Genomic DNA, 3,538 nt, shown 5'->3' on the forward strand with positions numbered 1-3,538 from the left:
ACCCTATTCTGAACTTATTTATCTAAAATCCCTGCGACTCTATCCCTAAAAGGGCATTGAAGTTCTATATTTCTTTGATTCTTCGAACAAAAAAGCACCAAGCTTCCTGCAAATTAAAATATCAATTGATAAATTATTTATAGACAGTGAGTTAGAGCTATCAAAACCCAAACAAAAACTGTTTTTTTTACCGCATTACGACAAAGCAGATTGCTGTGTTTACCGACCACTGCTATAGTTCACAGCTGCTATCAATGGATTGACTAATATTTAAACAGCTAACCATTCATAAGCAAGTAAATGAGTAGATGACTCAGATTAGACAGTGCTGCAATCGGCGTAAGACACGGTCAACTGAGTTCCTTATCGCTCTACTCACGTACACTCATGTTGAGTATTCACCGCCACATCGCGGATCATAGGCTAACTCCCTATGATGACTGACGTGCCCCAGAGCATCCCTCTCCAGCCGGGAGGCTGCACCGATAAAGCCATGGGATCTGGCACCATGAGAAACGAACTAAAGCGATAAGACCAATGATGAAAATAAGAAAAGACAATGAGAATTTCTAAATGAAAAGAATGTTAATTAACGCAACTCAAAAAGAAGAGTTGCGTGTCGCTTTGGTTGATGGCCAGCGACTGTTCGATCTAGATATCGAAAGTCCAGGTCACGAATCAAAGAAAGCGAATATCTACAAAGGACGTATTACCCGTATTGAACCAAGCCTAGAAGCGGCATTTGTTGATTACGGCGCAGAACGTCACGGTTTCCTCCCTCTTAAAGAAATTGCCCGCGAATACTTCCCTGAAGGTTATACATACCAAGGCCGTCCTAGCATTAAAGAAGTGCTAAGAGAAGGACAAGAAGTAATCGTACAAGTTGAGAAAGAAGAACGTGGTAGCAAAGGTGCTGCACTGACAACTTTCATCTCTTTGGCGGGTAGTTACTTAGTTCTTATGCCAAATAACCCTCGCGCTGGCGGTATTTCTCGTCGTATCGAAGGTGATGAACGCACTCAACTGAAAGCAGCATTAAGCACTCTTGAGCTTCCTCAAGGTATGGGCTTAATTGTGCGTACAGCGGGTGTAGGCAAAAGTGCAGAAGAGCTAGAGTGGGACTTGAACGTTCTATTGAATCACTGGGGCGCTATCAAGCAAGCTTCTGATTCAAATGCAGCTCCTTTCCTTATTCACCAAGAAAGTAACGTTATCGTTCGTGCGATTCGTGACTATCTACGTCGTGATATTGGCGAGATTCTAATCGACAGCAATACTATTTTTGAACGTGCACAAGCGCACATTCAATTAATACGCCCAGATTTCATGAATCGCGTTAAGAAATACGATGGTGAAGTACCACTATTCAGCCATTACCAGATTGAAAGCCAGATCGAATCTGCTTTCCAACGTGAAGTTCGTCTTCCATCTGGTGGTTCTATCGTAATCGACCCAACAGAAGCTCTGACTTCTATCGATATCAACTCTGCTCGTGCAACAAAGGGCGGCGATATCGAAGAAACAGCACTTAACACTAACCTAGAAGCAGCCGATGAAATTGCACGTCAATTACGTCTACGTGACCTAGGTGGTCTTGTTGTTATCGACTTTATCGATATGACTCCGGTTCGCCACCAACGCGAAGTAGAAAGCCGTCTACGTGATGCCGTTCGTTTAGATCGCGCACGTGTTCAGATTGGTCGTATTTCTCGCTTTGGTCTTCTAGAGATGTCTCGTCAACGTTTGAGTCCATCACTAGCAGAAGCAAGCCACCACATTTGTCCTCGTTGTACAGGTACTGGTGTTGTTCGTGATAACGAATCTCTAGCACTATCTGTTCTACGTCTGATCGAAGAAGAAGCTCTAAAAGACAACACTGCGCAAGTTCTTGCTGTAGTCCCTGTTCCTATCGCTTCTTACCTATTGAACGAAAAACGTCGCTCAGTAAACCACATCGAGAAGAACCAAGAAGTTAAGATCACTGTAGTTCCTAACTCTGACATGGAAACACCGCACTTTGAGGTTATCCGTGTTCGTGAAGGTGAAGAGTTCGACCTACTGTCTTACTTGCTGCCTACCAAGCTAGAAGCTCTAAAAGAAGCAGAAAGCAAAGAGCCTGCAGAACAGACTATTCGTCCTAAGAAGATCGAAGAGCCAGCTCTTAAAGGCTTCGCAGCTCCTGCTCAATCAGCACCGACTCCAGCTCCAGCACCTAAAGCTGTAGAAGAGAAAAAAGCTGAATCAGCAGCGACTCAAGAACCAGGTTTAGTTGGTCGTTTCTTCAAAGCTATCGGTAGCTTCTTATTTGGCTCTTCAACTCAAGAAGAGAAAAAAGAAGAAGAGAAGCAAGAAGAGAAACCTAAGAACAATCGCAACAACGGCAACCGTCAACGCCGTGATCGTAACGATAACCGTCGTCGTAACCAACGTGGTGACCGTGGTGAACAACGTGGTGACCGTGGTGAACAACGTGGTGAGCGTGGTGACAATCGTAACGAAAACCGTGACAACAAACGCCGTCGTAAACCAGTTCGTGATGAGAAACCTGAAGAGCAGAAAGAAACTGCTCCACAGCAAAATCGCCAGCCTCGTAAGCCTAAGCAAGACCGTCGCAATAAGTCACGTGATGAGCAGAAGCAACGCGAAGAGCTAGCACCATCTAAATTAGCAGAAGAAGGTCTACAGCTAGCGGCAGAAGCTCAAGCTGATAAACTAGAAGCGCCTAAGGCTAAGCCAGAAGCGAAAGCAGCTAAGATTAAAGAGCGTCGTCAGCGTCGTAAACTGAACAAACAAGTTCGTATTAAAGACCAACAAGCTGAAGCTTCAGAAAACTCGTCAAATGAGTCTGCTGTTGCTAAAGAACAGTCTATTGCGAAAGAACAATCAGTAGCTCAAGAGCAAAAAGTTGCGGAACAAGTAGAAGCAACTCAAGCAAACGCTGATGAACAAACAGAACAGGAAGAGCCGAAGCAACGTCGCAACCGTCGTTCTCCACGTCACCTACGTGCAAGTGGTCAACGTCGTCGTCGCGGTCGTGATCGTCGTCCTAACCCATTCCGCCTACGTAAAGGTGGTGTAGCTTCTCCAGAGATGGCTATGGGTAAAGTGATGCCTCGCTTCATTCCAAAACCTCACCATAATCAGGCAAAACCTGAAGTGGCTGAAGTTCAAGTAGCAGTTGAAACTCAAGTTGCTGTACAGGAGCAAAACGTAGCTCAAGAGACGGCACCACAAAGTAACACAGCTATTGCTGGCGGCTTTGCATGTCCTGAACTTGCGATGGGTAAAGTCATTATCCGCCGTGAAGAAGCTGAAACTGTCGTTGAAACTCAGGTAACTGAAGCTCCTGCGGTAGTTGAAACTGAGAAAGTTGAAACTCCAGTGATTGCTGAAACTGCGAAAGTTGAATCGCCTGTTGTAGCAGAAGCTGTGCAAGTAGAAGCAACACCAGTTGTTGAAGCTGAAGCACCTAAAGCTGAAAGTGTAAAAGTAGAAGAAGCTCCTGTGGTAAAAGCAGAAGCTCCTAAAGCGGCACCAA

The 3,538-nt window shown here is 45.0% G+C and carries 1 protein-coding gene; it reads left to right on the top strand.

The genetic code is table 11. From position 1 onward, the window contains the following. Positions 1-573 precede the first annotated feature (573 nt). Positions 574-3,538: ribonuclease E (gene rne, locus AB4653_RS10660; protein ID WP_372104111.1), on the top strand; the 2,965-nt coding region annotated here is incomplete at its 3' end.

This window comes from Vibrio sp. 10N.222.48.A3 (genome assembly GCF_041475345.1).
Lineage (GTDB): Bacteria > Pseudomonadota > Gammaproteobacteria > Enterobacterales > Vibrionaceae > Vibrio > Vibrio tasmaniensis_A.